Raw genomic sequence first — 26,849 nt, 5'->3', positions numbered from 1 at the left:
AGTGATGTTCTACGGGCAGATCCAACGATGAGAGTTGATCCACCGCGCCGGGATCTAACGGATGGTTAGCGCGATAGGCTGCGAGTGCTTTATCTATAAATGAGAAACCATTGGTTTCAATGTCAAGAGCACGCTCTCTAGCATCCTGAGTGACAGCCAGCAAGTACTCGTACGCTTCGGTGAGTGGTGCGCTCCATAGGTCTGCGACGGGTACGGCGTTGGGGATGCAGTTTTTTTCTACAGGCACTCGTACGAACGTCGTGTGAGTGTTGGGATCTTGGAAAAGGCAACTCTTTGGAAGATTCGCGATCTCACCAACTCTCAAACCGAGCGCCATTCCAAAGCAGGTCGCCTCAAGTCGAATTCTATCGAAGCCCGCAGTTGGCTCCAAATGTGGGTTCTGCTTGATCAACCACCTGGCTTGTGCAATCCCTTTGTGCAAGTCAGAAGAGTATAGATTTTCTTCTCTTTGCTGAAACTCTCGTGATGTGAGTTCAAGCGCACTATGAGTCGGGTTGGGTATCCCAGTTTGCCATTTGATAAACCTATCGACGAATCGCAGCAGTACTCCATCGACCATTACGCTAAGTTGGTTGAGGAAATCAACAAATGCCTTGAGGGCATTTGCTCTATGGTAAATGGTAGAGTCTGAACGTCCATGCCTGATCGAGTCTACGGTGCGGTCGAAGACTTTGCGCGTTATGTCGCTCCACTCAATGTTTTCGCTATCCATTACTGCGGATAGATGCCTAATCGAGGCCATTCTGCCGATAATCAGCTCTGCTGACGGATGTGCCAGAATTTCTTTAACTATAAAGCAGCGCGCAAGCTTGCCAATCACTAGCGGGAGAGGGGGTTGGTCTTGATTTCGCCTGTTGAGAGGATCGAGTGATGTGAAGGGAATATTACTCGATCGATACTGCCATACCTTGCCCTCGAAATCTCCTGCTACTAATCCGTTGGCCTTGAGGTCATTAAATTGTTGCTCTGCATGTTTGTATCGGTCGTCTAAGACCATCATTGATATGCTCATTCTTTCAACTCCTTCACAGCAATGATTACTGACTTAGCGCCGTGAATTGCTGCTTCGACCTGTTGGGCCATAGCGCCAGTGGAATTGCTCCCGAGCATCTGCTGGAATTTAGTGATGTCTGCTAAAGCCCCTTCATGATTAGCATGACGGCTAGGTCTGAATTTAGGGCATGCATAGCAAGTGACCGTCGGGTGGTAAGGACATGGCTCTTCAGAATTGCATGATCCTAAGCCACTTATTGGCCTTAGCGCGGATCTGTCAGGGATTTCTTCCATGAATTTGCCGCACCACATCTGCACGGCTGCATTGATCTCCGGGCTTGCCATGTGGGTCGTATTTATGAACTCTTGCAGCTCAAGGTTGTAATGGAAGTAGTGCTTTATAGAGTTCAGATTTGAATGATCTAAAGCTTCAGCGACCTCTTCAGGGGATGCACCGGAAAGAACCATTGAAGTAGCCTTGGTCCTGCGCAGTCGGTACGCGGTGATCCGCATGAAGGGCTCTGTTTTTTGTATGGGTCGATGAGGGTCTGGTAACTGGAGTATCCAAGTGAGAGATGTTAGCGCATAACTTATTCTATGGTTGTCGAGATGTAATGTGAATGGTGTCAGCTTGGGGTTGGTGAGGAAGCGTAAAAGGCGGTTTTCGGTTGTGTACGCCGAGGGAAACAACGGCGTAGGAAGTACTGGAGTGCTTATTCCATGCCTGGCACATATCGCGTTGATTTCCTTCGATGCGGCATTGCATTGGGTCTCAGCTAAAGTGCACTGAAGTTCTACTGCCTCTGCAGTATCGTTAGCGATGTAACGTTTTACCAGGTTGCTCGGATGCCTCCTGAGCCTTGAACGTCTAATTCCTTTAACACTCGGCACCTTTACAAAGGGGCCGCCCTCATCGATCCCGAAGTCAGTAATCTGCATTAGGGCCAACTGTATAGGGCGAAGAGCCCAGTCGCGACAGAGCAAAAAAAGCGTGCGTTGGGCATGAGTGATGAGCGGATTGTTGGCAAGCTTCATCTCAATGTTCGCGAGTTGTACGCGAGTGAAAGGGCCAAAGTCATCATCTCGCATCGTGACTAAATGCCTGTTATCATGCGCCTTTACTGTAAGCTGTGATAGTTCAAGGCTGTCATGTTCGTTGAAGCCTGGGACTTCTTCATCCAAGCACCATCGATAAAATACTCGAAGAGCAACTAGCTCCTCATACCAGCTTGATGCTTTTAATCGAGTGCATTCACGTACAGCAAATGTCGATAACCTATTGCCAATAGTATCCGCGTCATTTCCCGAAAATTTATGCTGGGCCAGAAGCCGCTGGACGACAATCAGAGGCCTAAGGTCGATGTGGGTTTGGAGTCTGTCGATGAACCACCCTCTGAGTAGCCACTCAACTAACAAGTTAGAATGTAGGGGCTTGCTCCACGCAATATTCATCGGAGCACACCCGACAATCTCTACCGTTATTCTCTCAACCCACGCATCATTGTTGTGAATTGTTATAGCCTGACCGAAGGTGGATTTGACTGTGGAAGGAAAGGCATCGGCCTCGATGCCGAAGCGACATTCAATCTCGGCTACGAGTTCGGCAGGCGAAATTTTAATCATCTTCATTGCCTCGAAAATTTGAGCTGTCTGAGCTTCTGATTATTTCGCCGAGCCGATCAGATATGGCCTGTCGAGAGTAGCGCTGAACACTTTCGCTGCTGGGGCTCCATCCGCCCAGATACGCCAGAGCATCTTTTACATTAATGCTGTTGGCGCCACTTTTTTCAAACTTTTTGCGAGCTATATTTGCCCCTGTCGCCCTCAAGCCGTGCGGATGAATTCGTGTTGAAAAGTTTGGCAAGCCGAGGCTGGCTGCAACGGTACGAAGAATGGTGTTTACGGTTCGCGCAGATAGCCGTCTCCCGTCACGGGAACTCACGAATAGGGCTGTACAAGGTCTTTTTGGTTTGATCAGTTTAGGGCGATGATCGGAAATGTATTCGTTCAGAACCGCGGCTACCGATGCGGTTATGGGGACTATCCGACCGCGCGTCTTGAGACTAGCCCCGTCCAGTCTCCGCTCCCTGTTGATATCGCTTGGGCGCTTGATGCGTATTGTAGGTGAGGGACCAAGGTCAACGTCGTCGAGTTCTATGAGAACCACTTCGCCACGCCTGGCAAGTGTTTCAAGCATTACTAAGAACAGACAGTAATTGCGTGCCTGTATCTGTTTACTTTGGAATGGGTTCCTAAAGTCATCAGGACTGAGCACCCCTTTGAATAAGGCTTGTCCGCCGGAGTCAAGTGGCGTTGCTGGTAGCGGCGGTTCTGATTGATATGCAATCTTGGTGATTTTTTTTTGAAGATTTCGCAGATTCTTGGCTTTGTTTTTTTCCGCTTGGCTTTGCTCAAGTAGACCTAGTCGATTGAGCTCAACGTAGTGCTCGAAGGAGAAATCTATGAATGATTTGACAGCTTCGAGTCGTCGGGTGCATGTCGATTGGCTCGCACCCGCACCGCGTTTGGTGGAGCAGAGGCGTTCGGCCAGCGATGTCAGTTCCGCTGAGCTGAACACCGCTAGGCGCTCAAGCTTCGCTTCCAGTGGAGAACCTCGGCTGAGAGCCCACTCGTACGCGATAGCGATGTCACGTAGGTAATTTTCGACGGTATTGAGACGCGATCTGTGGAGCAAATCCTCCGCCCAGAGGTTTGCTAGGATCACTGGAACCCCCTGCACCAGCAGGTATGGCCTGAGGCCGCTGGAGGCAGTACGAATCATTCGGATCTCGCAGAAAGGGACGTCTGGCATCGGTAGCTCCAGATCTGCAACGTTTCCGAACATATACCATAATTGCCACAACCACCCCTCAGGCAACAGTGAACCGAGCCAGGACGATGTGCATTTGACCCTGTCGTTGAAGCGGGGACTGGGGCTGATCGATGTGCGGGTGCTGGATCACATCATCATCGGTGACGGGGAGCCGTTGTCGATGGTTGAGCAGGGGTGGGTTGTGGCTTAGGCAGGTCAATGCTGCCATGGCTGCTAGGTGCCTGTCTTGAGGGCTGTAGCGCCTGAGAGATCGAGCGCCGCCCGCGCGGCGCTCGATCTCCCAGGCGCCACCCCTTTCAAGGTAGGCACCTCCAGGGCTTACTTGGTCACCGACACCTTGCTCAAGTCCAGCCGCCCGAACGGGTTCACCTGGTATCCCTCAACCCCTTGGCGGAGCAGGGTGGCCGCCGTCGGGTGCGCCAGTGGCACCCACAGCGCCTGTTGCTGGATCAACGCTTGCGCCTGCTGGTACAACCGGCTGCGCACGCTCTGGTCGTTGGTGGTGCGCCCGGCGCTGATCAACTGGTCCAGGCGGTTGTCGCAGAACCGTGCGAAGTTGGTCCCCGACTCGACCGCCGCACAGGAAAACTGCGGGCTGAGGAAGTTGTCCGGGTCACCGTTGTCGCCTGCCCAACCCATGAACAGCAGGTCATGCTCGCCGGCCTTGGCGCGGCGTATCAGCTCGCCCCACTCGATCACACGGATTTCAGCCTTGATGCCGATCTTGGTCAGGTCAGCCTGCAGCATCTGTGCGCCGAGGCTGGGGTTGGGGTTGAGCAGGCTGCCCGACGGGCGGGTCCAGATCGTGGTGCTGAAGCCTTCACCCAAGCCAGCCTTGGTCAGCAACGCCTTGGCTTTCTTCAGGTCCAGCGGGTAGCCGGGCAGGTCCTTGGCGTAGCTCCAGGTGTTTGGCGGGTAGGGGCCGTTGGCGGCCACCGCGGAATCTTCGAACACGGCCTTGAGGTAGGCCTGCTTGTCGAAAGCCAGGTTGATGGCCTGGCGCACTTCCGGTTTGTCCAGCGGCGGGTGCTGGCTGTTGATGGCGACGAAGGCGGTCATGAACGCCGGAGTGCTGGCCACCTTGAGGTTGCCGTCCTTGCCCGCTTCGGCAATGTCCAGTGGCTTGGGTGACAGGGCGACCTGGCACTCGCCGCGCTTGAGCTTCTGCAGGCGCACGTTGGCGTCGGTGGTGATGGCGAAGATCAACGGGTCGACCGCCGGCTTGCCGGCGAAGTAGTCCGGGTTGGCGCGGTAGCGCACCACGGCGTCCTTCTGGAAGCGCTGGAACACGAAAGGCCCGGTGCCGATCGGCTGGCTGTTGAGCTTCTCCGGCGTGCCGGCCTTCAGCAGCTTGTCGGCATATTCGGCGGAATAGATCGAGGCAAAGCCCATGCTCAGGGTGGCCAGGAAGGTGGCGTCCGGGTGGCTGAGGGTGAAGCGCACGGTGTTCGGCGTCGGTGCCTCGATCGCCTTGATCAGGCTGCCCAGCTGCAGCGATTGGGCATGCGGGTAGCCGCCCGGTGCAGTCTTGTGCCAGGCATGGGCCGGGTAGAGCATGCGCTGGAAGCTGAATAGCACGTCGTCGGCATTCAGCTCGCGGCTTGGCTTGAAGTAGGGGGTGGTGTGGAATTTCACGCCATCGCGCAGGGTGAAGTCATACACCATGCCGTCGACCGACACTGCCCAGCTGGCCGCCAGGCTCGGCACCACCTTGCCCTGCGCCGCGTCGAACTCCACCAGGCGGTTCATCAGCACGTCAGCCGTGGCGTTGGTGGTGGTCAGCGAGTTGTACTGCACCACGTCGAAGCCTTCGGGGCTTGCCTCGCTGCAAACGCTCAGCGGGGCGGCCTGGGCAGCGCCGGCAGCGAACAGGGCGCCGGCGGCGAACAGAGAGTTGAACAATAAGGAAAGGGCGGCTACACGCATGGTGGCTCCTTGGCTGTCAGTGGCCCATCTGCCAGTGCAGTCTGGAAAAGGCTTACCCTAGTGCGCCTGCCGGCAAATGACCACACCCTTTTTTACAAATCTGGCGACGAGCGGTCGACGGCTGGCGGGGCCTGCCGTTATGCTGGCCCGGCGCGTTCTGGCTCGCGGTAATGTGCATCTACTGTTGTTGCAGCCAAGTCTTTCTGGTATAAAGCAGCGCTCTTTTCTAGGGGCTCGGCCTGTCGCATCAGCGGATCCGGTCGATAAGACCTCCAGAATCACGGCGCCCAAGGCGCCAAAGACTGAGAGATTAAGCGGCCAACCCATGCCGGGTTGGGCATGTGGTTTTAGAGGGCTGAGTCATGTCGAGAGTCTGTCAAGTTACTGGTAAGGGTCCAGTAACCGGGAACAACATTTCCCACGCAAACAACAAAACCCGTCGTCGTTTCCTGCCGAACCTGCAGCACCACCGTTTCTGGGTTGAATCCGAGAAGCGTTTCGTGCGTCTGCGCGTTTCCGCCAAAGGCATGCGTATCATCGACAAGCGCGGCATCGACGCCGTTCTGGTTGACATCCGTAAAGCTGGCGCCAAGGTTTAAGGGAGAACATCATGCGTGAATTGATCCGTCTGGTTTCGAGTGCCGGTACCGGCCACTTCTACACCACCGACAAGAACAAGCGCACCACCCCGGACAAAATCGAGATCAAGAAATATGATCCGGTTGTTCGCAAGCACGTGGTGTACAAGGAAGCCAAGATCAAGTAATTGATCGGCGACCTGAAAAAAACCCGCATCCGAAAGGACGCGGGTTTTTTTATGCCTGCATTACGCTCAACCGAAGTGGAAGCCCTGGATCAGCAGGTCGGTGCCGGCCTTGATCTGGATGCGCTCGACGTCGTACTCGCGGGTGCACATCTCGTTGGGGCCGACTACCCGGGTGCGGCCGGTGAGGGAGCAGATGGTGTCTTTGATTGCCGGCGCGTAGGGGGTGCCGACCAGGTGGGCGAGGGTTTTCAGAACGTCTTCGTTGGTCATGGTGATCTTCCTGTTGAAGTTGGATGGCCCGACATGGGCAGGGCCATCCTCACGCACGCCAGCAGGCTGCCTGCACTACATAGTTATTTCTGTTCGAACATCACATAGATCTTGCGGCACGGTTCCAGCACCTCCCAAGTACCTTTGAAACCGGCGGGAATCACGAACCGATCACCGGCACGCAGGGTTTTCGCCCCGCCGTCCTGGTCGCGCAGCACCGAAACGCCCTGGACGATTTCGCAGTATTCGTGTTCGGTGTAGTTCACCGTCCACTGGCCCACCTCACCTTCCCACACGCCTGCGGCAAACTGCCCGCACGGGCTGGAATAATGGTTATAGACAGCCTGGTCCGGCTCGCCCTTGAGGATTTTTTCCGCCGCCGGGCGGTAGCGTTCGGCCTCGGTGATGACCTGCGCGAAGTCGATGATGCTGTCTATTCTCATGGTGCGGCTCCTGTTCTTGTTTAATAAAATGAACATCAGTAGGCTTTTGAGCCCTGCGTGTCAAATATATTGATAGTTTACACCGGCTGGTTTAGGGTATCGCTTGCCCGTGTGCGCGCGTCGCCCGGCCAGAATTCTGACAACGCCTGTGAGTCCTCAGTGCGGCGTTGCACCTAAACAAGAGGAGGAGTTTCGTATGACCACCCTGACCCGTGCGGACTGGGAACAACGTGCCCAGCAACTGAAGATCGAAGGTCGCGCCTTCATCAACGGCGAATACACCGATGCCGTATCCGGTGAAACCTTCGAGTGCCTGAGCCCGGTCGACGGACGCTTCCTGGCCAAGGTTGCCAGCTGCGACCTGGCCGATGCCAACCGCGCAGTGGAAAACGCCCGCGCCACGTTCAACGCTGGCGTGTGGTCGCAGCTGGCCCCGGCCAAGCGTAAGGCCAAGCTGATCCGCTTCGCCGACCTGCTGCGCAAGAACGTTGAAGAGCTGGCGCTGCTGGAAACCCTGGACATGGGCAAGCCGATCGGCGACTCCTCCAGCATCGACATCCCGGGTGCGGCGCAAGCCATTCACTGGACCGCCGAAGCCATCGACAAGGTCTACGACGAAGTCGCCCCGACCCCGCACGACCAGCTTGGCCTGGTTACCCGTGAGCCAGTGGGTGTGGTCGGTGCCATCGTACCGTGGAACTTCCCGCTGCTGATGGCCTGCTGGAAACTCGGCCCGGCGCTGGCCACCGGTAACTCGGTGGTGCTCAAGCCGTCCGAAAAATCGCCGCTGACCGCCATCCGTATCGCCCAGCTGGCGATCGAAGCCGGTATCCCGGCAGGTGTGCTGAACGTGCTGCCCGGCTACGGCCACACTGTGGGCAAGGCCCTGGCCCTGCACATGGACGTCGACACCCTCGTGTTCACCGGCTCGACCAAGATCGCCAAGCAGCTGATGGTGTACGCGGGCGAATCGAACATGAAGCGTATCTGGCTGGAAGCCGGCGGCAAGAGCCCGAACATCGTCTTCGCCGACGCGCCAGACCTGCAAGCAGCTGCCGAAGCGGCTGCCAGCGCTATCGCTTTCAACCAGGGCGAAGTGTGCACCGCAGGTTCGCGCCTGCTGGTCGAGCGTTCGATCAAGGACAAGTTCCTGCCGATGGTGGTCGAGGCCCTGAAAGGCTGGAAGCCCGGCAACCCGCTGGACCCGGCGACCACCGTCGGTGCCCTGGTCGATACCCAGCAGATGAACACCGTGCTGTCGTACATCGAAGCGGGCCACCAGGATGGCGCCAAGCTGCTGGCTGGCGGCAAGCGTACCCTGGAAGAGACGGGTGGTACCTACGTCGAACCGACCATCTTCGACGGCGTGACCAACGCCATGCGCATTGCCCAGGAAGAAATCTTCGGCCCAGTGCTGTCGGTGATTGCCTTCGACACCGCTGAAGAAGCCGTGGCCATTGCCAACGACACGCCATATGGCCTGGCCGCCGGCATCTGGACCTCGGACATTTCCAAGGCCCACAAGACCGCCCGTGCCGTGCGCGCTGGCAGCGTGTGGGTCAACCAGTACGATGGCGGCGACATGACCGCGCCGTTCGGTGGCTTCAAGCAGTCGGGCAACGGCCGTGACAAGTCGCTGCATGCACTGGAGAAATACACCGAGCTGAAGGCGACCTGGATCAAGCTGTAATCGCCGGGGGCTGCAGAGCAGCCCCAACCTAAGCCGGGTCGGCTCACGCTGCCCCGGCTTTGTCGTTTTTGCTGTTCAAGAATTCTGCCTGGGAGGCTGCAATGCGTTGGGGTACCTATTTCGCCGTGCTGGCATCCGTACTCAGTGTCGGGCTGGCCCTTGGCGTAAGCATGCCGCTGGTATCCCTGCGCCTGGAGGCCTGGGGCTACGGCAGCTTCGCCATTGGCGTAATGGCTGCGATGCCAGCGCTGGGTGTTCTGGCCGGCGCCAGTATCGCCAGCCGCCTGGCCGGCTGGGTCGGCGTGCCTTCGGCCATGCGTTTGTGCCTGTGGGGCGGGGCGCTGTCGATCGGGTTGGTCGCGCTGCTGCCCAGCTACCCGCTGTGGCTGTTGCTGCGGCTGATGATCGGTATGTCCCTCACCGTGGTGTTCATCCTCGGCGAAAGCTGGATCAACCAGTTGGTAGTCGAGCAGTGGCGTGGCCGGCTGGTGGCCCTGTACGGCAGCAGCTATGCCCTGAGCCAGCTGGCCGGGCCGTTGGTGTTGGGTTTCCTCGGCTCGGATGACGACTTCGGCTTCTGGGCCGCGACCGGCCTGCTGCTGGCGGCACCGCTGGTGCTGTTGGGGCGTGGCGGAGCGCCGAGCACGGAGGCCTGCAGCGTTACCTTCCGCGACTTGTTCGCCTTCTGCCGGCGCTTGCCTGTGATTGCCTGGGCCATCGCCCTGTTCGCCTCGTTCGAGGCAATGATCCTTACCTTGCTGCCGGTGTATTGCCTGCAGCAAGGCTTTACCACTGAAATCGCCCTGTTCATGGTCAGTACCGTGGTGGTTGGTGATGCAGTGCTGCAGCTGCCGATCGGCGCGCTGGCCGACCATATGTCGCGACGTGCATTGTTCACGGGGTGTGCGGTGACGCTGCTGGTGTCCAGCCTGGCGATTCCGCTGCTGCTGCATACCCCGGTTGTGTGGCCGTTGTGGGTGCTGTTCGGGGCCAGTGCCGGTGGCTTGTTCACCCTGTCGCTGGTGCTGATCGGTGAGCGTTATCGCGATGATGAGCTGGTAAGGGCCAATGCCCATGTGGCGCAGCTCTGGGGTATTGGCTGCCTGCTCGGGCCGTTGCTGGCGGGGGCCGGCAGCCAGTGGATCAGCGGACATGCATTGCTGTTCCTGATGGCTGCCGGGGCTGCCGGGCTGGTGGTGTTGACCCAGCGGCGTGGGGCTTTCGAGGCAGTGTCTGCCTGATGGAATTTGGGGGCCGCTCTGCGGCCCCCAAAGATCGTTGCTACAACATCTTCTCCAGGCCAACGGCCTTGCTGATCCAGGCATTGAACCGCCGCCACATCCCGCCCGGCTCAGAGGTCAGCATATGCCGTTGGCCATTGTCCTCGGTCGCCCAAACCAATTTGTCACCCACCAGTTTCACCTGGTAACTCAACGCAGGTGCCATACCTTGCTGGGCCAGTTCGCGGGTGTATTCGGCCAGCTCCGGGCTGTCCACCAGCACGCCTACCTCGGTGTTCCACAGCACGGAACGCGGGTCGAAGTTGAACGAGCCGATGAAGGTCTTGCGCCGGTCGAACACGATCGCCTTGGTGTGCAGGCTCGAATCCGAGCTGCTGCCATGCAGGCTGAGGCGCGTGTGTACTGGCGCACCCGGCTGGCGGCGCAGCTCGAACAGCTGCACGCCATGCTCAAGCAAGGCCCGCCGATAGGGCGCATAGCCACCATGCACCGCCGGCACGTCGGTGGCTTCCAGCGAGTTGGTCAGCAGCCTCACCGAAGCACCGGCGTCGGCGCGGCCGGTGAGGTAGAGCAGGCCCGGTTCGCCCGGCACGAAGTAGGCCGACATCAGGATCAACTCGCGGTGCACGTTGGCCAGGTCCGGCGCCAGTTGCTGGCTCAGCAACAGCTGTGGGTCGGGTTCGTCATCGGCCAGCACCTTGCTCGGTGCATCCCACAACGCCTGGGCGTGGGCCCAGATCAGCTCGTTGCGCCAGACATCCAGGCGCGGCTGCGACTGGTAGGCCATCAGGCGGTCGTACAAGGCCTTGCGCCGGGTTCTGGCTTCGGCCAGCGACACCTCCAGGCGATGGCGGCTGGCGTGCAGGTCATTGGCATCCGGAGCACGCCAGAGGAAGTCGGTAATCGGCCGGCTCAGGGCGCTGTTCCAGTACTGGTCGAAACTGTGCCCAAGCTGTTCAGCCACCGGGCCTACACCCAGCAGGTCTATGTCGGTGAAGTTGAGGTTGGGCTCGGCATCGAAATACTCGTCACCCAGGTTGCGGCCGCCCACGATGGCCATGCTGTTGTCCACCAGGAAGAGTTTGTTATGCATGCGCCGGTGCTGGCGCGACAGGTTGAACAGCCGGCCCACGGCGCGCGTCACGCCGGTACTGCGGCCCAGGTGCAGCGGGTTGAACACGCGAATCTGGATGTTCGGGTGGGCATCCAGGGTGCCCATGATGGTGTCCAGGCCATCGCTGGTGGTGTCGTCCAGCAGGATGCGTACACGCACGCCACGGTCGGCGGCGCGTAGCAGTTCATGCACCAGTGCGCGGGTGCTGAGGCCGTCGTGGACGATGTAGTACTGCAGGTCGATGCTTGCCTGGGCGTTGCGGATCAGTTCGGCACGGGCGCGGAATGCCTCGTTGCTGTTGGGCAGCAGGCGAAAGCCCGAGCGCCCCCCGTAGGGCGCGGCCTGGCGCAGCACCGAGCGGCCGAAGGCCGAGTCGTTGGCGGGTAACGCCTGGCTGGTTTCGCGGGGCACACTGACGCTGGCGCAGCCGGTAAGGCCAAACGACAGTACCAGCAGCAGAGGCAAGGCTCGCTGGAGTCTCAAGGGTGGATCTTCCTGTGCAGCAAGGGCTTTGGGGGGTTGGACCGTCGCGGGCGGCGCAAAGTTACGCGTCGGCGCTTTCTTCATCCAGTAGACGAAGGGCGGTTTCACCTACCTTGCGCACGGCGGCTTCGATCTGCGGCGTTGGCCGCGCGGCGAAGTTCATGCGCAGGCAGTGGCGGAACTTGCCCGAGGCCGAGAAGATACTGCCGACGGCCACCTGAACGCCCTGCTCCAGTAAAGCTCGGTTCAGGCGCAGCGTATCGAAATGTTCGGGCAATTCTACCCAGAGCATGAAGCCGCCCTGGGGCCGGCTCACCCGGGTGCCCGCCGGGAAGTAGCGGGTCACCCAGTCGCTCATCAGGTCGCGGCCGCGTTGGTACTGGCTGCGCATACGCCGGACATGGGGTTGATAGTGCCCGGCGGCGATGAAGTCGGCGATGGCCAGTTGGGGCTGGCAGGCGGTGCTGCCGGTGCTGATGTATTTCATGTGCAGCACGCGCTCCAGATAGCGCCCAGGGGCCACCCAGCCTACCCGCAGGCCAGGGGCGAGGGTTTTGGAGAACGAACTGCACAGCAGCACGCGGCCATCGTCATCGAACGACTTGAGGGTGCGCGGGCGCGGGTAGGTGTAGGCCAGGTCGCCGTATACATCATCCTCCAGAATTGCCACGTCGTAGCGCTGGGCCAGGCTCAGCAAGGCCTTCTTGCGTGCCTCGGGCATGATGTAGCCAAGCGGGTTGTTGCAGCTGGGGGTGATCTGGATGAGCTTGATCGGCCACTGCTCCAGAGCCAGCTCCAGCGCCTCCAGGCTGATGCCGGTGACCGGGTCGGTGGGGATTTCCAGCGCTTTCATGCCCAGGCCCTTCAGGGTTTGCATGGCGCCGTGGAAGCTGGGGGAGTCGACGGCAACGATGTCGCCAGGATCGCACACGGCGCGGATGCTGCACGATAGCGCCTCGTGGCAGCCGGTGGTGATCACCAGGTCAGCCGGGCCCAGGCGGCAACCGGAATCGAGCACCAGCCGGGCAACCTGTTCACGCAGGGCCAGGTTGCCGTGGATGTTGTCGTAGTACAGGCCTGGCATGTCCTGCCGCCGGCTCAACTGCGCCAGGCTGCGCAGCAGCGGCTTGAGGGTGGGGCTGTCGATGTCGGGCATGCCGCGGCCGAGCTGGACCACATCCTTGCGTGGGGTGCTGCGCACCAATTCCAGCACCTGTTCCCACTGCGAGATGTCCACCGGGCGTTGGGCCGGGCGGCTGACGGCGGGCAGGGCTGGCAGCAGGCGGTGGTCACTGACGAAGTAGCCGGACTTGGGCCGTGGCGAGACCATGCCGCTGTCTTCGAGCGTGCGGTAGGCCTGCTGCACGGTGCTCAGGCTGACGCCATGCTCCACGCTCAGGGCGCGCACCGATGGCAGGCGCTGGCCGGGGCGGTACAGGCCCTGTTCGATGCGGGCGCCGAGCAGTTCGGCGAGGTTCAGGTAGAGGGTCACGGCATACTCCTGCGCTGCATTGGCATAGCGACCGGTACAGTTGGGTTGAAAATACAGCATTCAGTCGATCTTCAGCCAATTCTGTATGGGAATAATAAGGCTGTATTGGATCTGTATTGCCGGTGCTGCCGACGCGCATGCTTTCTCCACGGTATCAATCGAATGGGAGAATGCAGCGATGGGTGGCATGAGCGATGTGCGCTTGCAACTGTTGGCCAAGGAGCTGGAAGTCGGGCAGCAGGCCAAGGTATTCAACGCGCCGGAGGGTTTGGGGCGTTGGGGGCTGATGCTGCATCGCTGGCACACCCGCAGGGCGCTGCTGCAGTTGACGGATGACGAGCTGCGCGATGTCGGGCTGAGCTGGGAGCAGGCCCGGACAGAAGGGCGTAAGCCCTTCTGGAAAGATTGAGGCCTTAGACCAGTTCTTTAAGCCGGTGCCACAGCATCCCCAATGCCAGCAGCGGCGAGCGCAGGTGCTTGCCGCCAGGGAAGGTGATGTGTGGCACCTTGGCAAACAGCTCGAAACGCCCGCTCTCCTGGCCGCTGATGGCCTCGCCCAGCAGGCGTGCGGCCAGGTGGGTGGCGTTGAGCCCATGGCCTGAATAGGCCTGGGCGTAATACACATTCGGCTGGCTGGCCAGGCGGCCAACCTGTGGCAGGCGGTTGGCGCCGATGCCGATCATGCCACCCCACTGGTAGTCGATGCGCACGTCAGCCAGCTGCGGGAACACCTTGAGCATCTTGGGGCGCATGTAGGCGGCGATGTCCTTCGGGTCCCGACCTGAATAGTGACAGGCACCGCCAAACAACAAGCGGTTGTCGGCGGACAGGCGGTAGTAGTCCAGGGCCACGCGCTGGTCGCACACCGCCATGTTCTGTGGCAACAGCACGCGTGCGCGTTCTTCGCCCAGCGGCTCGGTAGCGATGATGTAGCTGCCCGCAGGCAGCACCTTGCCACCTAATTCGCGGTTGAGGTCGTTGTGATAGGCATTGCAGCACAGCACCAAGGTCTTGGCGCGCACCCGACCCTGGGCAGTATGCACCTGCACTTCGGGCCCGTAGTCGATGCGGGTAACCTCGGACTGTTCGAACAGCTTCACGCCCAGGCGGCTGGCCACGGCCGCTTCGCCCAGGGCCAGGTTCAGCGGGTGCAGGTGGCCGGAGCCCATGTCGACCAGCCCGCCCACATAGCAGTCGGCACCGACCACGCTGTGGATATCGTCCTTGCCGACCAGCCGCAGTTCATGCGCGTAGCCCAGGCTGCGCAGTGCTTCGGCGTCCTCGGCAAAACCCAGCAATTCGGCGGGTTTGTTGGCCAGGTCGCAGTAGCCCCAGGTCAGGTCACAGGCGATGGCATGCTTTTCCACCCGCTCGCGGACGATCTGCACAGCCTCCAGGCCCATCAGCTTCATGCTGCGTACACCTTCCTCGCCAATTACCGGCAGGAACTGTTCCAGGCCATGACCAACGCCACGGATCAACTGCCCACCATTGCGCCCACTGGCGCCCCAGCCCAGTTTGCGCGCTTCCAGCAGGATGACAGAGAAGCCGCGTTCGGCCAGCTCGATGGCAGTGTTCAGGCCCGAATAGCCGCCGCCGACGATGCAGACATCGGCGCTGTGGTCACCTTGCAGGAAGGCGTGGTCAGGGTGCGGCGCGCTGCTGGCGGCGTAGTAGGAGGCGGCGTGCTGCGCGCTGTGGATCATTGGCTCGTTCCTGAGGACTGGTGGGCTAGGGGGGGAGGATAAGCCCGGCCTTTGGGGTGGGCAACCGGCCTTCAGTCTGGCGCGGTTAATTGTAGGAGCGGCCTTGTGTCGCGAAAGGGGTGCGCAGCGCCCCCGAGGCTATCAGCTTCGCCGCAGATATTGCCGGGGCCGCTCTGCGGCCCTTTCGCGACACAAGGCCGCTCCTACACAGAGCCAGTGGGCCTATAATCCCGCCATTGTTTACGCTGAATATCGCCATGTCCTGCAACCGCCACAAGATCCATTTCCTGCGCGAACTCATCCCCTCATTCGAGTGCGAACCCGGCTGCCACGACTGCTGCGGCCCGGTCACCACTTCGACGGAAGAAATGGCCCGTCTGCCACGCAAGTCCCAGGCCGAGCAGGACGCCGCCCTGGAGCGCCTGGATTGCGTGCACCTGGGCCCCAACGGCTGCACGGTGTACGAAGAACGGCCCATGATCTGCCGCCTGTTCGGCACCACGCCGCGCATGGCCTGCCCGCGTGGCCGTGGCCCTGAACCGATGATCGACCCTGCCGCCGAGCAACTGGTCCACCAGTTCATTGCCACTACCCGCCAGGTGCTGGTCTAGCCTCAGTCCGGAATCGGCAGGCAGAGGCTCTCCTTCACCTCCTCCATCACGATGTAGCTCTTCGATTCGCGCACATGCGGCAGCTTCAGCAGGATGTCGCCAAGCAGCTTGCGGTACGACGCCATCTCCGAAATACGCGCTTTCACCAGGTAGTCGAAGTCACCCGACACCAGGTGACACTCCAATACATGGGGCAGCTTCAACACCGCGCGGCGGAACTCCTCGAAGGTGTCGCCCGATTTGTAGTCCAGGCTGATTTCCACGAATACCAGCAGGCTGCCCTTGAGGTGCTGCGGGTTCAGGCGTGCGTTGTAGCCCATGATGATGCCCTCGCGCTCCAGGCGGCGAACCCGCTCGGTGCAAGGGGTGGTGGAAAGCCCAACTTTCTCGCCCAGTTCGGTGAAGGAAATACGCCCGTCATTCTGCAGGATACGCAGGATGTTACGGTCGATCTTGTCCAGTTCACGCTTGCTCTGGTGCTGGGTTCTCATAGGGGATGCCCCTCCGTGAAAGGCGATTTTGCCGAGAATTCTCGCCAATAATAGGCTTTTATATAGTGAATTGCACTGGTCTCAAATTCCTATACTGCGCCCATTCATGCCATTTCAATAAAAGTCTGCGGCGTGCCGCGTGCGAGGGATATAACGATGCGAGTTCTGGTACTTGGTAGCGGCGTAATCGGAACCGCCAGTGCCTACTACCTGGCCCGGCAAGGTTTCGAAGTGACGGTGGTCGACCGCCAGCCGGCGGTGGCCATGGAAACCAGTTTTGCCAACGCCGGTCAGATCTCGCCCGGCTATGCCTCGCCCTGGGCCGCACCTGGCGTGCCGCTGAAGGCCATCAAGTGGCTGCTGGAGCGCCACGCCCCCCTGGCCATCAAGCTCACCGGCGACGTCGACCAGTACCTGTGGATGGCACAGATGCTGCGCAACTGCACCGCCAGCCGTTACGCGGTGAACAAAGAGCGCATGGTGCGTCTGTCCGAGTACAGCCGTGACTGCCTCGACGAGCTGCGCGCTGAAACCGGCATCAATTACGAAAACCGCAGCCTGGGCACTACCCAGCTGTTCCGTACCCAGGCCCAGGTAGACGCCGCGGCCAAGGACATTGCCGTGCTCGAACAGTCCGGCGTGCCTTACGAATTGCTCGACCGCGACGGCATTGCCCGCGTTGAACCGGCCCTGGCGGGTGTAAAAGACATCCTGGCCGGTGCCCTGCGCCTGCCTAACGACCAGACGGGCGACTGCCAGCTGTTCACTACCAAGCTCGCCGACATGGCGCTAAAACTGGGTGTGGAGTTCCGCTTCGGCCAGGACATCCAGCGCCTGGACTTCGCTGGCGACCGCATCAACGGTGTGTGGATCGACGGCAAGCTGGAAACCGCCGACCGCTACGTGCTGGCGCTGGGCAGCTACTCGCCGCAGATGCTCAAGCCGCTGGGCATCAAAGCCCCGGTTTATCCGCTGAAAGGCTACTCGCTGACCGTGCCGATCACCAACGGCGACATGGCCCCGACGTCGACCATTCTCGATGAAACCTACAAGGTTGCGATCACCCGTTTCGACAACCGCATCCGTGTGGGTGGCATGGCTGAAATCGCCGGTTTTGATCTGTCGCTGAACCCGCGTCGGCGCGAAACGCTGGAGATGATCGTCAACGACCTTTATCCTCGCGGCGGTGACCTGAGCCAGGCCAGCTTCTGGACCGGCCTGCGCCCGGCGACCCCGGACGGTACGCCGATTGTGGGTGCGACCGCGTTCCGCAACCTGTTCCTGAACACCGGTCACGGAACTTTGGGCTGGACCATGGCGTGCGGCTCCGGTCGTCTGCTGGCCGACCTGATTGCGCGCAAGAAGCCGCAGATCAGTGCCGAAGGCCTGGACATTTCCCGTTATGGCAACAGCCCGGAAGTGGCCAAGCACGGGCAGACTGCGCCGGCTCACCAGCAGTAAGTTCGCCAGTACCGGCGCTTTCGCGGGCTCGCCTGCTCCCACAGGTATTTCACAGGTTTTGAAAGCTGTGCAGTACATGTGGGAGCGGGCTTGCCCGCGAAGAATCCAACACCGATTTCAACCCGAACCACCATAAGGCAGCCGCCATGCGTCCCGCCCGCGCCCTGATCGACCTCCAGGCCCTGCGCCACAACTACCGTCTGGCCCGTGAACTGACCGGTGCCAAAGCCCTCGCCGTGATCAAGGCCGACGCCTATGGTCATGGCGCCGTGCGCTGCGCCCTGGCCCTGGAGGCCGAAGCCGACGGTTTTGCCGTGGCTTGCATTGAAGAGGCGCTGGAACTGCGCGCCGCTGGCATCAAGGCCCCAGTGCTGCTGCTGGAAGGCTTTTTCGAAGCCAGCGAGCTGGGGCTGATCGCCGAGCACGACCTGTGGTGTGTGGTGCATTCGCTGTGGCAACTCGAAGCCATTGAGCAGACCCAGGTGCACAAGCCGCTTACTGTCTGGTTGAAGCTCGACAGCGGCATGCACCGTGTCGGCCTGCATCCGAAGGATTACCACGACGCCTACCAGCGCCTGCTGGCCAGCGGCAAGGTGGCGCGCATCGTATTGATGAGCCACTTCGCCCGCGCCGACGAACTGGATGCCGACGCCACCGCCCAGCAGATCGCCGTGTTCGAGGCCGCCCGCCAGGGCTTGGCCGCCGAGTGCAGCCTGCGCAATTCCCCTGGCGTGCTGGGCTGGCCACAAGCGCCCAGCGACTGGGTACGCCCAGGCCTGATGCTGTATGGCGCCACCCCGTTCGAAGTGGCCCAGGCCCAGGCCGAACGCCTGCAACCGGTCATGACTTTGCAATCGCGGGTCATCAGCGTGCGCGAGTTGCCTGCCGGCGAGCCGGTGGGCTATGGCGCCAAGTTCGTCAGCCCGCGGCCAACCCGTGTCGGTGTGGTCGCCATGGGCTATGCCGATGGTTACCCGCGCCAGGCGCCCAACGGCACCCCGGTGCTGGTGGCCGGCCAGCGCACCCAGCTGATCGGCCGGGTGTCGATGGACATGCTCAGCATCGACCTCACCGATGTGCCGCACGCCACCGTCGGCAGCCCGGTGGAACTGTGGGGCAAGCAGGTGTTGGCCAGCGAAGTGGCCGCGCATGCAGGCACCATTCCGTACCAGATCTTCTGCAACCTGAAGCGCGTGCCGCGGGACTACATCGGCGAATGACACGCTGAAGCGGACAGGTTGAGGGGCGGTGTGTTGTAAATACTGAACGGCATTGCCATGATATCGTTCACATCCACCCCCCCATTCCACCGTTTCAGGAGGCTCCAGCTTTGGACGTCGGCGAACGACTGCAAGCCATCCGCAAGCTCAAGGGCCTGTCCCAGCGTGAACTCGCCAAGCGTGCCGGCGTGACCAACAGCACCATCTCGATGATCGAGAAGAACAGTGTGAGCCCCTCGATCAGCTCGCTGCGCAAGGTGCTGAGCGGCATCCCCATGTCCATGGTCGAGTTCTTTTCGGTCGAGCTGGAACCTGAAAGCCCCACGCAGATTGTTTACAAGGCCCACGAGCTGATCGACATCTCGGACGGTGCGGTGACCATGAAGCTGGTCGGCAAGTCGCACCCCAACCGCGCCATCGCCTTTCTTACCGAGGTGTACCCGCCGGGTGCCGACACCGGTGCCGAAATGCTCACCCATGACGGCGAGGAAACCGGCATCTTGCTGGAAGGCCGCCTGGAACTGGTGGTCGGCAACGAGATCTTCATCCTCGAAGAAGGCGACAGCTATTACTTCGAAAGCACCCGCCCGCACCGTTTTCGCAACCCCTTCGACCAGCCGGCGCGGTTGATCAGTGCAGCGACGCCTTCAAACTTTTGATCCAGCGCAGTGCATTGATTCGGCAATACCCCTTTCCTGTGTAGGGTCGTTTCACGGCCTCTGGGTTCCCGCTATACTTTTCAACGCTCGCCGTTCCGTGGCCGCGAGCGTGATTAGCCACCATGAGGGTGTTCGCGTGAACCAAATCAAGAAGATGCTGGCCGTACCAGCAGCCGTATTCGCCCTCTGGGCAATGAGCGCAACCGCTGCGACCAACGACGACATTGCCAAGCGCCTGGAGCCGGTAGGCCAGGTGTGTGTCCAGGGCCAGGAATGCAAAGGCATGGAAGTGGCTGCAGCGGCGGGGGGCGGGGGCGCCAAAACGCCGGATGACATCATCGCCAAGCACTGCAATGCCTGCCATGGCACCGGCCTGCTCGGCGCGCCGAAAATTGGCGACACCGCCGCGTGGAAAGAACGCGCCGACCACCAGGGCGGGCTGGATGGCATCCTGGCCAAGGCCATTACCGGCATCAACGCCATGCCGCCGAAGGGCACCTGCGCAGATTGCTCGGATGACGACCTGAAAGGGGCGATCAAGAAAATGTCCGGGCTGTAACACACAGCTGAATTGCACGAGGCCCGCCGTTGATGGCGGGCTTTGTTTTTGTATTGCCTGTGCCGGCCCTTTCGCGGCTAAAGCCGCTCCCACAGGTACTGCACAGGATTCAAGGGCTGTGAGATCCCTGTGGGAGCGGCTTTAGCCGCGAAAGGGCCGGCACAGGCAACCAATCAGTTCAGGCCTATGTCCAACCCCTGAACCCATGGATGTCTCAGGAGGCCCCGATGCACCTCTGCGCTATCGACCAGGCTGTCGAGCAGGTCCTGTCCCGGCTGCCAGCCCATATCCATATGGGCCTGCCCCTGGGCCTGGGTAAACCCAACGCTTTCGTGAACGCCCTCTACGCCCGGGTGCGCGAACTGCCCGAGCGACAGCTGACCATTTACACCGCGTTGTCCCTCGGCCGCCCGCCACTGGGCGATGGCCTGCAACGGCGCTTTCTCGAACCCTTCGTCGAGCGCGTTTTCGCCGACTACGAAGACCTCACCTACCTCGCTGACCTGCGCAACGACAGCCTGCCACCAAACATCCGCGTAGAGCAGTTTTTCATGCAGCCCGGCAGCCTCCTGCACAGCGAATCGGCCCAGCAGGACTACATCAGCAGCAACTACAGCCACGCCGCCCGTGACATCAACGCCAAGGGCCTGAACCTGATCGCGCAACTGGTCGCGGCCACGCCCGAGAAGCCCGTCCACCTCAGCCTGGCCTGCAACCCCGACATCACCCTCGACCTGCTGCCAATGATCGCCAAGCGCCGCGCGGCCGGCGAAACCATCCTCATGCTCGGCCAGGTACATACCGAACTGCCGTACATGCCCGGCGATGCGGAATTGCCCATCGATGCGTTCGACCTGCTGATCGATGAAGCCGAGCAGCGCCGGTTGTTCTCCACGCCGAACATGCCGGTCAACACCCAGGACCACTGCATTGGTTTGCACGCCAGCACGCTGGTGCGTGACGGCGGCACCTTGCAGGTCGGCATCGGTGCCATGGGGGATGCAGTCGCTGCAGCGTTGCTGGCGCGCCAGGGCGACAACGCAGGCTACCGGGCCTTGCTCGACGAGCTGGATATCGGCCCGTGGCAGGCGCTGATTGAGCGGGAAGGGGGGCTAAAGACTTTTGCCGAAGGCCTGTACGGCTGCAGCGAAATGTTCGTTAACGGTCTGTTGGTGCTGGCCGAAGCGGGCTTGCTACGGCGCTCTGTCGATGAGCAGGGGCCGGTGTTGCATGGTGGCTTTTTCCTCGGGCCTCATGCGTTCTACCAGCGGCTAAGGGAGATGCCGCTTGAGCAGCGCGCACGGTTTGCCATGACCCGTATCAGCTTCATCAACGAGCTGTACGGGCAGGAGGAACTCAAACGCCAGCAGCGACGTGATGCCCGCTTTATCAACACGGCGTTCGGCATGACGTTGCTCGGCGCCGGGGTGGCCGATCAGCTGGAAGATGGTCGTGTGCTCAGCGGCGTGGGTGGGCAGTACAACTTCGTCGCCCAGGCCCATGCACTGGAAGGCGGGCGCTCGATCCTGCTGTTGCGCAGCTGGCGCGAGGCGGGTGGGGAGGTGACCTCGAACCTATTCTGGACCTATGGCCACTGCACCATCCCCCGACACCTGCGCGATATCGTGGTGACCGAGTACGGCATTGCCGACCTACGCGGGCAGACCGACAGCGAGGTGATTGCGCGGTTGTTGGCGGTGTGTGATTCGCGGTTCCAGCAGGGGCTGATCGAGCAGGCTAAAGAGGCCGGCAAACTGGCCAGGGATTTCCAGCTGGATGCGCGGTTTACCGACAACACACCGCAGCGGCTGGAGGCAATTCGGGCACGGCATGCGCGGTTGTTTCCGGAGTATCCGATGGGAACGGATTTTACCGCCGAAGAGCGGGACTTGTTGCGGGCGCTGAACTGGTTGAAGAGCAAGTTCAAGCTGAGCGAGGTGCTTGAACTGGGCAAGGCAGCGCTGGATGCGCCGGGGCCGGAGGGGTATGAGGGGCATCTGGCGCGGATGCGGCTGGATCAGCCGAATGGGCTGAAGGAAGAGCTTTACCAGCGGTTGCTGCTGGCGGGGTTGGCGACAACCAAATGAACCCTAGGGGTTATTGGCCCCTGTGGGAGCGGGTTTACCCGCGAATGCTTGAGTGAGCGCACCATCGCATTCGCGGGTGAACCCGGCCCCACAGGGATCGCGTTGCGGCCTTACTCGATGAAGGACACCACTCCGCCTTCCAGCGACTTCACCCGGGCCAGCGATTCAACGCGGTAGCCCTGGCTGTCCAGCTCGGCACGGCCGCCCTGGAACGACTTCTCGATCACGATACCCAGGCCAGCCACGGTGGCGCCGGCTTGCTTGATGATCGAGATCAGCGCCTGCGACGCCTTGCCGTTGGCCAGGAAGTCGTCGATCACCAGCACGCGGTCGCTGCTGTTGAGGTGGCGCGGCGAGATGGCCACGGTGTTTTCGGTCTGCTTGGTGAAGGAATACACCGAGGCGGTCAGCAGGTTCTCGGTCAGGGTCAGCGACTGGTGCTTGCGGGCAAAAATCACCGGCACGCCCAGCTTTAGGCCCGTCATCACCGCCGGGGCAATGCCCGAGGCTTCGATGGTGACGATCTTGGTCACGCCCGCGTCAGCGAACAGGCGGGCGAACTCGTCACCGATCAGCTGCATCAGCGCAGGGTCGATCTGGTGGTTGAGAAACGCGTCGACTTTGAGAACCTGATCGGAAAGCACGATGCCTTCTTCGCGAATCTTCTGATGCAGTGCTTCCACTGTGGTATTCCTCGATGTAACAAAGGTGGCCGCTAAAAGCGGCAGAATTAAAGAGTAATGGTTGATCAGCGTTTGAGCATTGCCCGGATATCGGCCAAGGCGTTGTTGCCGCGTGCGGCTTTCACCTCGACCGGTGCATCGTCCAGGCCCTCCCAGGCCAGGTCGTCCGGTGGCAGTTCGTCGAGGAACCGGCTGGGCGTGCAGTCGATGATTTCACCGTACTGCTTGCGCTTGGCAGCGAAGGTGAAGGCCAGGGTCTGACGTGCGCGGGTGATGCCCACGTAGGCCAGGCGGCGTTCCTCTTCGATGGTGTCAGCCTCGATGCTGGAGCGGTGCGGGAGGATTTCCTCTTCCATGCCCATGATGAACACGTAGGGGAACTCCAGGCCCTTGGAGGCGTGCAGGGTCATCATCTGCACACCTTCGGCGTTCTCTTCCTCTTCCTGCTGGCGCTCGAGCATGTCGCGCAGCACCAGCTTGCCGATGGCGTCCTCGATGGTCATGTCACCCTCTTCATCCTTCTCGAGGGTGTTCTTCAGCGCGTCGACCAGGAACCAGACGTTGCTGATGCGGAACTCGGCAGCCTTGTCACTGGCGGTCTGCTGGCGGATCCAGTTCTCGTAGTCGATGTCGCGGATCATCTCGTGCAGCGCGGCAATCGGGTCTTCCAGGGCAACCTTTTGGCGCACCCCGTCCAGCCAATGCTTGAAGCGCTGCAAGCGCTCGGTGTAGCGGGCATCCAGGTGCTCGCCTAGGCCCAGCTCCTCGCTGGCGGCGTACATCGAAATACCGCGCTCGGTGGAATAGTTGCCGAGCTTTTCCAGGGTGGTGGAACCGATTTCGCGCCGTGGCACGTTGATGACGCGCAGGTAGGCGTTGTCATCGTCCGGGTTCACCAGCAGGCGCAGGTACGCCATCAGGTCCTTGACCTCCTGGCGACCGAAGAAGCTGTTGCCGCCCGACAGGCGATACGGCACCTGGTGGTGCTGCAGCTTCAGCTCGATCAGCTTGGCCTGGTAGTTGCCACGGTAAAGGATGGCAAAGTCGCTGTACGGGCGGTTGGTGCGCAGGTGCAAGGTGAGGATTTCCATGGCCACGCGCTCGGCCTCGGCTTCCTCGTTCTTGCAGCGGATGACGCGAATCTCGTCGCCTACGCCCATCTCGCTCCACAGTTGCTTCTCGAACGCATGTGGGTTGTTGGCGATCAGCACGTTGGCGCAGCGCAGGATGCGGCTGGTGGAGCGGTAGTTCTGCTCCAGCATGACGATCTTCAGGGAGGGGTAGTCCTCCTTGAGCAGCATCAGGTTCTCGGGGCGGGCACCGCGCCAGGCGTAGATCGACTGGTCGTCGTCGCCCACCACGGTGAACTGGTTGCGCATGCCGATCAGCATCTTCACCAGCAGGTACTGGCTGGCGTTGGTGTCCTGGTATTCGTCCACCAGCAGGTAGCGCACGCGGTTCTGCCAGCGCTCCAGCACCTCAGGATGCTCCTGGAACAGCTTGACCGGTTGCAGGATCAGGTCGTCGAAGTCCACCGCGTTGAACGCCTTGAGCGTGCGCTGGTAGTGGGTGTAGACGATGGCGGCGGTCTGCTCGCGCGGGTTGCGCGCCTTTTCCAGGGCCTCGGGTGGCAGGATCAGGTCGTTTTTCCAGGCACCGATCATGTTCTTGATCTCGTCGATGCCGTCGTCGCCGGAGTATTCCTTCTGCATGATGTCCGACAGCAACGCCTTGATGTCGGACTCGTCGAAGATCGAGAAGCCCGGCTTGTAGCCCAGTCGCTCGTGCTCCTTGCGGATGATGTTCAGGCCCAGGTTGTGGAAGGTACACACCGTAAGGCCGCGGCCTTCCCCCGGACGCAGCAAGGTGCCGACACGTTCCTTCATCTCGCGCGCGGCTTTGTTGGTAAAGGTCATCGCCACGATGTACTGGGCACGGATGCCGCAGTTCTGGATCAGGTGGGCAATCTTGCGCGTGATCACGCTGGTCTTGCCCGAACCTGCACCGGCGAGCACCAAAAGAGGGCCGCCGACGTAGTCACGGGCTTCCTGCTGCCGGGGATTGAGTCGGGACATGCTAGAAACCGGGGGTCGCCAGAAAATAGCCGCGCATTCTAACAGGCATGGGGCCGTTATGGCGCGACCGTCTGACGTCTGAGTCAGACTTTTGTCCGGCCTACTATTAGCGGGACTAATCCTAGTACCTGAAAAAATCATATTTGCCGGTTCGGCTCGTTTCGAGCAGGATGCACGACAAAATACGTCGGGATGCTACGCTCGTAAAAAAACATGTATAAAAGTGAAAATCATTTTCATTAAATGCAGTAGCATACCCGCCAGTTATCGTTGCACCGTGAAGCCCTAAGGAGTCCGCTTGTCCACGCCTGTCGAACCTTTGCGTTTGCTGCTGTTGGCTGATGAGCCGGAATGGGCCGCCTTGTTGCACGCTTGCATGCCTGCCCTGAGCGGCAGCGCCGTGCTGCTCACCGCCCCGAACTGGGAGTCCGTCGACAGCCTGTTCAGCAATGATCGCCAGGCTGTGGTGCTGGCAACCCCGGCTCAGCAGCCCGTGCCCGGGCGCTGCGACCTGCCGACCATCCTGCTGCTCGACCACGAGCCCGAGGTGGCGCCCACGGCCGTCAGCGACTGGCTGGTACGCGGCCAGCTCAATGCCGATACTTTGCGCCGCTCGCTGCGTCATGTCCGTGAGCGTGGTGTGCTGGTGGCCACCTTGCAGCGCCTGGCTGAGCAGGACCCCCTGACCGGCATCGCCAACCGCCAAGGCTTCCAGGCCTTGCTGACTGCGCGCCTGGCCGAAAACGAAGGCCGTGGCGTTGCCTTGGGCCACCTGGACCTGGACAACTTCCGCCACGTCAACGATGCCCTCGGCCACCAGAGCGGCGACCGGCTGATCCTGCAGGTGGTGGCGCGGTTGCAAAACCAGCTGGAGGCGGGTGACCAGCTGGCCCGCTTGGGCAGCGACGAGTTTGCCCTGCTGATCGACACCCGCCGCGACGCCAACCGCGCCGAATGGATTGCCGAACGTATCGTCGAAGCCTTGGCCGAACCCTACTTCATCGACGGCGAAAGCCTGCTGCTGGGCTGCAGCCTGGGCCTGGCCCATGCCCGCGCCCAAGCGGGGGCCGACCCTTTGATGTGGCACGCCCACATCGCCATGCGCCAGGCCAAGGGCAGCCAAGGCTGCACCTTCCATGTGTTCAACGAGCGCATCAACCGCAACGCCCGTAGCCTGGCCGACCTGGAAAGCGAGCTGCGCCGCGCCCTGCGCCGTGATGAGTTGGAGCTGCACTATCAGCCGAGGCTAGACCTGGCCGATGGCCGAATTGTCGGCCTGGAAGCGCTGGTGCGCTGGCGCCATGCCGAGCGCGGGCTGCTGCCGCCCAGCGAGTTCGTGCCGTTGGCCGAGCAAAGTGGCCTGATCGTGCCGCTGGGTTACTGGGTCATCTCCCGTGCCCTGCGTGACATGCAGGTGCTGTGCGAGCGCGGCCTGGAGCCGCTGCACATGGCAGTCAACCTGAGCTTCCGCCAGTTCCAGGACAGCCAGCTGCTGGCCACCTTGAGCCGCCTGATCCTCGAGCACGGTGTCGATGCCCGCTGGCTGGAGTTCGAACTGACCGAAACGGCAGTCATGCGCCGCAACGAGCTGGTGCGCCAGACCATGGACGCCCTTGGCCGCCTGGGTGTGCGTTTCTCCCTGGACGATTTCGGTACCGGGTTTTCTTCGTTCGTGCACCTCAACAGCTTGCCGATCACCTTGCTCAAGGTAGACCGCAGCTTTGTGGCCGAAATGGAAATGCGCGAGGAAAACCGCAAGCTGGTGCATGCCATGATCAACCTGGCGCACAACCTCAACCTCGAAGTGGTCGCCGAGGGGGTGGAGAGTCAAGAGCAGCTGGCATTGTTGCGTGGGTTTGGCTGTGACCAGGTGCAGGGCTTCTTGGTCAGCAAGCCGCTGCCGGTGGGGGAGTTGATCGATTTTCTGCTGAAGGTGCCTGGCCGTCAGCTGGATGCTGTGCGTTAGGGCCCTTTCGAGGGCACGCCCGCTCCCACAGGGGCCGCGCAATCCTGTGGGAGCGGGCG

24 protein-coding genes and 1 pseudogene are annotated in these 26,849 nt (G+C 61.1%); 13 read left to right on the top strand and 12 right to left on the bottom strand.

Annotated features, from left to right (window positions below; all coding sequences use genetic code 11):
- From ACF8MI_RS23855 to ACF8MI_RS23845, 3 genes are all read right to left on the bottom strand, one after another.
- Positions 1–1,033, bottom strand: a 1,033-nt coding sequence (locus ACF8MI_RS23855; RefSeq protein ID WP_392517908.1) for a hypothetical protein, incomplete at its 3' end; no start/stop codon positions are given.
- The gene (locus tag ACF8MI_RS23850) at positions 1,030–2,637 is read right to left on the bottom strand and encodes a site-specific integrase (protein WP_200928900.1); all 1,608 of its coding nucleotides are present in this window, start codon (positions 2,635–2,637) and stop codon (positions 1,030–1,032) included. The genes ACF8MI_RS23850 and ACF8MI_RS23855, both read right to left, overlap by 4 nt.
- A complete protein-coding gene (locus ACF8MI_RS23845) occupies positions 2,630–3,796 on the bottom strand; it encodes a tyrosine-type recombinase/integrase (protein ID WP_223817826.1) in 1,167 nt (388 codons plus the stop codon). The genes ACF8MI_RS23850 and ACF8MI_RS23845 overlap by 8 nt, the downstream gene beginning before the upstream one ends.
- A gap of 73 nt (positions 3,797–3,869) precedes the next feature.
- On the opposite strand from ACF8MI_RS23845, the pseudogene ACF8MI_RS23840 reads away from it, so the two are divergent.
- Positions 3,870–4,037, top strand: a pseudogene (locus ACF8MI_RS23840) (JAB domain-containing protein); the annotation flags it as partial.
- A gap of 128 nt (positions 4,038–4,165) precedes the next feature.
- Here the strand turns inward: ACF8MI_RS23840 and ACF8MI_RS23835 are convergent.
- The gene (locus ACF8MI_RS23835; RefSeq protein WP_200928899.1) at positions 4,166–5,773 is read right to left on the bottom strand and encodes an ABC transporter substrate-binding protein; all 1,608 of its coding nucleotides are present in this window, start codon (positions 5,771–5,773) and stop codon (positions 4,166–4,168) included.
- A 362-nt stretch (positions 5,774–6,135) separates the two neighbouring features.
- Here ACF8MI_RS23835 and rpmB point away from each other — a divergent pair, with 362 nt between their 5' ends.
- Both rpmB and rpmG read left to right on the top strand, forming a co-directional pair.
- The gene (gene rpmB / locus ACF8MI_RS23830) at positions 6,136–6,372 is read left to right on the top strand and encodes a 50S ribosomal protein L28 (protein ID WP_003253504.1); all 237 of its coding nucleotides are present in this window, start codon (positions 6,136–6,138) and stop codon (positions 6,370–6,372) included.
- A gap of 11 nt (positions 6,373–6,383) precedes the next feature.
- Positions 6,384–6,539 (top strand): 50S ribosomal protein L33, encoded by a 156-nt coding sequence (gene rpmG, locus ACF8MI_RS23825; protein WP_003253507.1) that lies wholly within the window; start codon positions 6,384–6,386, stop codon positions 6,537–6,539.
- Positions 6,540–6,605: 66 nt separating this feature from the next.
- Here the strand turns inward: rpmG and ACF8MI_RS23820 are convergent, their stop codons facing one another.
- Together ACF8MI_RS23820 and ACF8MI_RS23815 are read right to left on the bottom strand one after the other, a co-directional pair.
- The gene (locus tag ACF8MI_RS23820) at positions 6,606–6,809 is read right to left on the bottom strand and encodes a hypothetical protein (RefSeq protein ID WP_060498204.1); all 204 of its coding nucleotides are present in this window, start codon (positions 6,807–6,809) and stop codon (positions 6,606–6,608) included.
- 83 nt (positions 6,810–6,892) lie between these two features.
- Positions 6,893–7,252 carry a cupin domain-containing protein gene (locus ACF8MI_RS23815; protein WP_012274818.1) on the bottom strand — a complete coding sequence of 120 codons (360 nt, stop codon included), beginning with the start codon at positions 7,250–7,252 and terminating at the stop codon, positions 6,893–6,895.
- Between the two features lie 196 nt (positions 7,253–7,448).
- On the opposite strand from ACF8MI_RS23815, the gene ACF8MI_RS23810 reads away from it, so the two are divergent.
- Positions 7,449–8,942, top strand: coding sequence for an aldehyde dehydrogenase (locus ACF8MI_RS23810; RefSeq protein ID WP_104833746.1), 1,494 nt, complete (start codon positions 7,449–7,451; stop codon positions 8,940–8,942).
- A gap of 101 nt (positions 8,943–9,043) precedes the next feature.
- The gene (locus ACF8MI_RS23805) at positions 9,044–10,183 is read left to right on the top strand and encodes an MFS transporter (RefSeq protein ID WP_016712688.1); all 1,140 of its coding nucleotides are present in this window, start codon (positions 9,044–9,046) and stop codon (positions 10,181–10,183) included.
- Positions 10,184–10,223: 40 nt separating this feature from the next.
- On the opposite strand, the gene ACF8MI_RS23800 is transcribed toward ACF8MI_RS23805, so the two are convergent.
- Together ACF8MI_RS23800 and ACF8MI_RS23795 are read right to left on the bottom strand one after the other, a co-directional pair.
- Complete coding sequence (locus ACF8MI_RS23800) at positions 10,224–11,780, bottom strand: phospholipase D family protein (protein ID WP_104833747.1); 1,557 nt, start codon at positions 11,778–11,780, stop codon at positions 10,224–10,226.
- Positions 11,781–11,841: 61 nt separating this feature from the next.
- On the bottom strand, positions 11,842–13,272 hold the full coding sequence (locus ACF8MI_RS23795; RefSeq protein WP_164525201.1) for a PLP-dependent aminotransferase family protein: 1,431 nt from the start codon (positions 13,270–13,272) through the stop codon (positions 11,842–11,844).
- Positions 13,273–13,450: 178 nt separating this feature from the next.
- Between ACF8MI_RS23795 and ACF8MI_RS23790 the strand changes: the two genes are divergently transcribed.
- Positions 13,451–13,681, top strand: coding sequence for a DUF1127 domain-containing protein (locus ACF8MI_RS23790; RefSeq protein ID WP_060498197.1), 231 nt, complete (start codon positions 13,451–13,453; stop codon positions 13,679–13,681).
- 4 nt (positions 13,682–13,685) lie between these two features.
- Here ACF8MI_RS23790 and ACF8MI_RS23785 read toward each other — a convergent pair whose 3' ends face one another.
- Positions 13,686–14,978 carry an FAD-binding oxidoreductase gene (locus tag ACF8MI_RS23785; RefSeq protein WP_060498196.1) on the bottom strand — a complete coding sequence of 431 codons (1,293 nt, stop codon included), beginning with the start codon at positions 14,976–14,978 and terminating at the stop codon, positions 13,686–13,688.
- A gap of 257 nt (positions 14,979–15,235) precedes the next feature.
- Here ACF8MI_RS23785 and ACF8MI_RS23780 point away from each other — a divergent pair, with 257 nt between their 5' ends.
- On the top strand, positions 15,236–15,589 hold the full coding sequence (locus ACF8MI_RS23780) for a YkgJ family cysteine cluster protein (RefSeq protein WP_060498195.1): 354 nt from the start codon (positions 15,236–15,238) through the stop codon (positions 15,587–15,589).
- A gap of 2 nt (positions 15,590–15,591) precedes the next feature.
- Here the strand turns inward: ACF8MI_RS23780 and dadR are convergent, their stop codons facing one another.
- Positions 15,592–16,080, bottom strand: coding sequence for a transcriptional regulator DadR (gene dadR, locus ACF8MI_RS23775; protein WP_003258963.1), 489 nt, complete (start codon positions 16,078–16,080; stop codon positions 15,592–15,594).
- 156 nt (positions 16,081–16,236) lie between these two features.
- Between dadR and dadA the strand changes: the two genes are divergently transcribed.
- From dadA to ACF8MI_RS23750, 5 genes are all read left to right on the top strand, one after another.
- A complete protein-coding gene (dadA, locus tag ACF8MI_RS23770) occupies positions 16,237–17,541 on the top strand; it encodes a D-amino acid dehydrogenase (RefSeq protein WP_016712682.1) in 1,305 nt (434 codons plus the stop codon).
- A gap of 146 nt (positions 17,542–17,687) precedes the next feature.
- Positions 17,688–18,761, top strand: a complete 1,074-nt coding sequence (gene alr / locus ACF8MI_RS23765) for an alanine racemase (protein ID WP_060498194.1) — start codon at positions 17,688–17,690, stop codon at positions 18,759–18,761.
- 110 nt (positions 18,762–18,871) lie between these two features.
- Positions 18,872–19,420, top strand: a complete 549-nt coding sequence (locus ACF8MI_RS23760) for a cupin domain-containing protein (protein ID WP_012274808.1) — start codon at positions 18,872–18,874, stop codon at positions 19,418–19,420.
- A gap of 154 nt (positions 19,421–19,574) precedes the next feature.
- Positions 19,575–19,979, top strand: a complete 405-nt coding sequence (locus tag ACF8MI_RS23755; RefSeq protein ID WP_033693936.1) for a cytochrome c5 family protein — start codon at positions 19,575–19,577, stop codon at positions 19,977–19,979.
- A gap of 227 nt (positions 19,980–20,206) precedes the next feature.
- The gene (locus tag ACF8MI_RS23750; RefSeq protein WP_200928898.1) at positions 20,207–22,066 is read left to right on the top strand and encodes an acetyl-CoA hydrolase/transferase family protein; all 1,860 of its coding nucleotides are present in this window, start codon (positions 20,207–20,209) and stop codon (positions 22,064–22,066) included.
- Positions 22,067–22,176: 110 nt separating this feature from the next.
- On the opposite strand, the gene ACF8MI_RS23745 is transcribed toward ACF8MI_RS23750, so the two are convergent.
- Positions 22,177–22,749, bottom strand: a complete 573-nt coding sequence (locus ACF8MI_RS23745) for a xanthine phosphoribosyltransferase (RefSeq protein WP_003253535.1) — start codon at positions 22,747–22,749, stop codon at positions 22,177–22,179.
- A 65-nt stretch (positions 22,750–22,814) separates the two neighbouring features.
- A complete protein-coding gene (gene rep / locus ACF8MI_RS23740; protein WP_060498192.1) occupies positions 22,815–24,824 on the bottom strand; it encodes a DNA helicase Rep in 2,010 nt (669 codons plus the stop codon).
- 298 nt (positions 24,825–25,122) lie between these two features.
- Between rep and ACF8MI_RS23735 the strand changes: the two genes are divergently transcribed.
- Complete coding sequence (locus tag ACF8MI_RS23735; RefSeq protein WP_060498191.1) at positions 25,123–26,790, top strand: bifunctional diguanylate cyclase/phosphodiesterase; 1,668 nt, start codon at positions 25,123–25,125, stop codon at positions 26,788–26,790.
- Positions 26,791–26,849: the final 59 nt, after the last annotated feature.

It is taken from the genome of Pseudomonas sp. yb_9 (genome assembly GCF_043103635.1).
Lineage (GTDB): Bacteria > Pseudomonadota > Gammaproteobacteria > Pseudomonadales > Pseudomonadaceae > Aquipseudomonas > Aquipseudomonas monteilii.
This window is presented reverse-complemented; position numbering and strand designations above follow the sequence as displayed.

Bases quoted from the DNA above. Each gene is read 5' to 3' on its own strand.
- ACF8MI_RS23835 (WP_200928899.1), bottom strand. From the start codon at position 5,773: ATGCGTGTAGCCGCCCTTTCCTTATTGTTCAACTCTCTGTTCGCCGCC.
- alr (WP_060498194.1), top strand. From the start codon at position 17,688: ATGCGTCCCGCCCGCGCCCTGATCGACCTCCAGGCCCTGCGCCACAAC.
- ACF8MI_RS23785 (WP_060498196.1), bottom strand. From the start codon at position 14,978: ATGATCCACAGCGCGCAGCACGCCGCCTCCTACTACGCCGCCAGCAGC.
- dadR (WP_003258963.1), bottom strand. From the start codon at position 16,080: ATGAGAACCCAGCACCAGAGCAAGCGTGAACTGGACAAGATCGACCGT.
- rpmG (WP_003253507.1), top strand. From the start codon at position 6,384: ATGCGTGAATTGATCCGTCTGGTTTCGAGTGCCGGTACCGGCCACTTC.
- rep (WP_060498192.1), bottom strand. From the start codon at position 24,824: ATGTCCCGACTCAATCCCCGGCAGCAGGAAGCCCGTGACTACGTCGGC.
- ACF8MI_RS23750 (WP_200928898.1), top strand. From the start codon at position 20,207: ATGCACCTCTGCGCTATCGACCAGGCTGTCGAGCAGGTCCTGTCCCGG.
- ACF8MI_RS23850 (WP_200928900.1), bottom strand. From the start codon at position 2,637: ATGATTAAAATTTCGCCTGCCGAACTCGTAGCCGAGATTGAATGTCGC.
- ACF8MI_RS23790 (WP_060498197.1), top strand. From the start codon at position 13,451: ATGGGTGGCATGAGCGATGTGCGCTTGCAACTGTTGGCCAAGGAGCTG.
- ACF8MI_RS23845 (WP_223817826.1), bottom strand. From the start codon at position 3,796: ATGATTCGTACTGCCTCCAGCGGCCTCAGGCCATACCTGCTGGTGCAG.
- dadA (WP_016712682.1), top strand. From the start codon at position 16,237: ATGCGAGTTCTGGTACTTGGTAGCGGCGTAATCGGAACCGCCAGTGCC.
- rpmB (WP_003253504.1), top strand. From the start codon at position 6,136: ATGTCGAGAGTCTGTCAAGTTACTGGTAAGGGTCCAGTAACCGGGAAC.
- ACF8MI_RS23820 (WP_060498204.1), bottom strand. From the start codon at position 6,809: ATGACCAACGAAGACGTTCTGAAAACCCTCGCCCACCTGGTCGGCACC.
- ACF8MI_RS23805 (WP_016712688.1), top strand. From the start codon at position 9,044: ATGCGTTGGGGTACCTATTTCGCCGTGCTGGCATCCGTACTCAGTGTC.
- ACF8MI_RS23780 (WP_060498195.1), top strand. From the start codon at position 15,236: ATGTCCTGCAACCGCCACAAGATCCATTTCCTGCGCGAACTCATCCCC.
- ACF8MI_RS23815 (WP_012274818.1), bottom strand. From the start codon at position 7,252: ATGAGAATAGACAGCATCATCGACTTCGCGCAGGTCATCACCGAGGCC.
- ACF8MI_RS23810 (WP_104833746.1), top strand. From the start codon at position 7,449: ATGACCACCCTGACCCGTGCGGACTGGGAACAACGTGCCCAGCAACTG.
- ACF8MI_RS23755 (WP_033693936.1), top strand. From the start codon at position 19,575: ATGCTGGCCGTACCAGCAGCCGTATTCGCCCTCTGGGCAATGAGCGCA.